Source organism: Wolbachia endosymbiont of Glossina morsitans morsitans (assembly GCF_000689175.1).
GTDB classification, from domain to species: Bacteria; Pseudomonadota; Alphaproteobacteria; order Rickettsiales; family Anaplasmataceae; genus Wolbachia; species Wolbachia pipientis.
Genome location: NZ_AWUH01000057.1, coordinates 1 through 2197, shown reverse-complemented (window position 1 = coordinate 2197; position 2197 = coordinate 1). Strand labels below are relative to the sequence as shown.

At 32.0% G+C, this 2197-nt stretch carries 2 protein-coding genes; one reads left to right on the top strand and one right to left on the bottom strand.

All coding sequences use genetic code 11. The features are described 5' to 3' along the window. The coding region (locus WGMM_RS01415) for a P44/Msp2 family outer membrane protein (protein ID WP_038248982.1) at positions 1-639 on the top strand (639 nt) is incomplete at its 5' end. Between the two features lie 7 nt (positions 640-646). Here the strand turns inward: WGMM_RS01415 and WGMM_RS01410 are convergent. Further along, positions 647-2134 carry a type II secretion system protein GspD gene (locus tag WGMM_RS01410; protein ID WP_038248980.1) on the bottom strand — a complete coding sequence of 496 codons (1488 nt, stop codon included), beginning with the start codon at positions 2132-2134 and terminating at the stop codon, positions 647-649. Positions 2135-2197 lie beyond the last annotated feature (63 nt).

The window sequence follows — 2197 nt, the reverse complement described above, 5'->3', positions numbered from 1 at the left end:
TCAGAAAAATCAAAAAAACTTGATTTTTATGTTAGCGCTAACGGTGGTAAGGTATACCATGATAATTCAGAAACATTTGTAAAGGGTATACAAGAAATAGGAAAAAGAGTCCTAACTTTAGTTGAAAGTCATTATGGTTTTATAATAAAAAATATAGTGGCAAATGAAATTCAAAGTATACAGCAATTTGATGGTAAAATTGATTTCCAGTGGTTTAGCAGCATGTCTTTAGGTTACTATGCTGGAGAAAATGGTAAAATTGATTTTGAAGCCGCGTATTCTATAGCCAATATTGAAGATAGTAATTCTCCTCCGGTATTTGATAAATCAGCAAGTATATTTGCGTTTTTGTTAAACTTCTATTATAATCCCAGCGTTCAGGATACACAATTTGCTCCGTACATCGGTCTTGGTATAGGACCAACAGTTTTTAGATTAAAAAGGATTAATGGGTCACCCCAAAATTCAATGCCACTGAATGTTCCTTGGTTTGCTTATCAAATAAAACTTGGTGTTGATTATTCAATAATCCCAGAAATCAAAACCTTTCTCGGCTATCGTTACTTTAGCGTTCCGATACCTGTTGCAGATGACATATCTACTCACAATATTGAAGTTGGTTTGATATTTAATTTTTAGTGATAATTTAATATATATATAAATTCTTATCTTTTCTATCTAACAAACCAAATGTTGGTACGATTGTTGCTTTTAAAAAAATGACAGTTTCTACTGTTCTAATATTATTCGCTAGCCTTTTTGATTTCTGATGCAATAAGCTTTGCTTATCTTCTCTATGTTCTATAAGCCCGCCGATTACCATAATTTCACCGCTCTTAATTTTTAACATAGAGTTCATTTCTCTGATTTCAACAATTGGAATGTCGCTATTTAATTTCATTTTACTCTGCTGTGCGACATACTCTATATCTGGATCTTTAGTGTAGCCGTTAATTCTTGATAAAGTTGGATGTATATCCATGAATATTTCACTAGTATCAATGTTAATGCTTGGGTGGATTATTAGCACAACACCTATTGGGACGCTATTCATCTTGGTAATTAAGGTCTGATTAGAGTTTCTAGTATCTTTTTGTATATCGGAGGTAAAATAAATATGGTTTTTAGTAAATGAAATCATCGCTTGCTGATTATTTATAGCATGTACTCTGGGGCTTGAAATTACAGTTGAAGTGCCAAATTTGTCTAAATTTTTTACTAAATCTCCTAGATCATTTGCACCAAAGTTCATTGCTAGGTTAATAATGGAGTTATCTTGATTTATTATAGACTTAGTTCCATCTTGTAAGTCATTTAAGTTCATACCAGAAAGGTATTTGTCATCTAGCACAACTTCAACTATTTTTGCCTCTATCATTACTTGAGAAGACGCTAACTTCTTAACCTTATTAATATATTCTTCAACAGCTTTGTGGATATCTTTTCTAGCATTCAAAATAATAACACCAGCTTCTCTGTTGGATGAAAGGAATTCGCCATCATCCACCCCGTTAACATCCATTATTGCATTCAAGCCTTTTTCTAATGAATTCCATAAGTCACTACTGTATTGAGACTTCATAACATTGTTATAGTCCCTATCAACGTTACTTCCATCACTGTTAGTAATATTGTTATTAATGACGAAACTGCTTTTAGCAGAATGTTGAATATTGATGAAGTCTACGTAATAATTTTGTGCGTATGGCAAGTCCTGCTCAATTCTAATTACACCATTACTTGTTGAGTAACGCAGTTTGGCGCTATTTGCTATACTCTGAATTACTTCGTTTATATCCTTATCTTTTAGCTTTAAAATAATATTACCTGATATTTTTGGGTCCATATCCAAGTTAACGTCAGAAAGTTTTCCTATCTCAATCAGCAAATCCTTTACTGATACTTCTTCACTAACATTAATAGAAATAAGCTGATTACTGATTGTGAGATCGGGAAACTCTATTGGTAAAGGCATAATTTCTGGTATTGCCGGTTCATTAATCTCCAAAGAGGTGTTATATTGTTGCAACGGATAATCGTGCTTATAATTGTCTATGTTAATAGGATATTGCTTGGTAGGTAGATGTGTGCAAGAAATAATGAAGAGGAGTATTAAGCATTTAAAAATAGCCATTAGAACAGCATACAAAATCTATACTAATAGATTTCTATAAAAATATTAAAAATGTATTTAATC

What these genes read in the sequence shown, in the direction of transcription:
- WGMM_RS01410 (WP_038248980.1), bottom strand. Translation starts at nt 2,134, where the DNA reads ATGGCTATTTTTAAATGCTTAATACTCCTCTTCATTATTTCTTGCACA.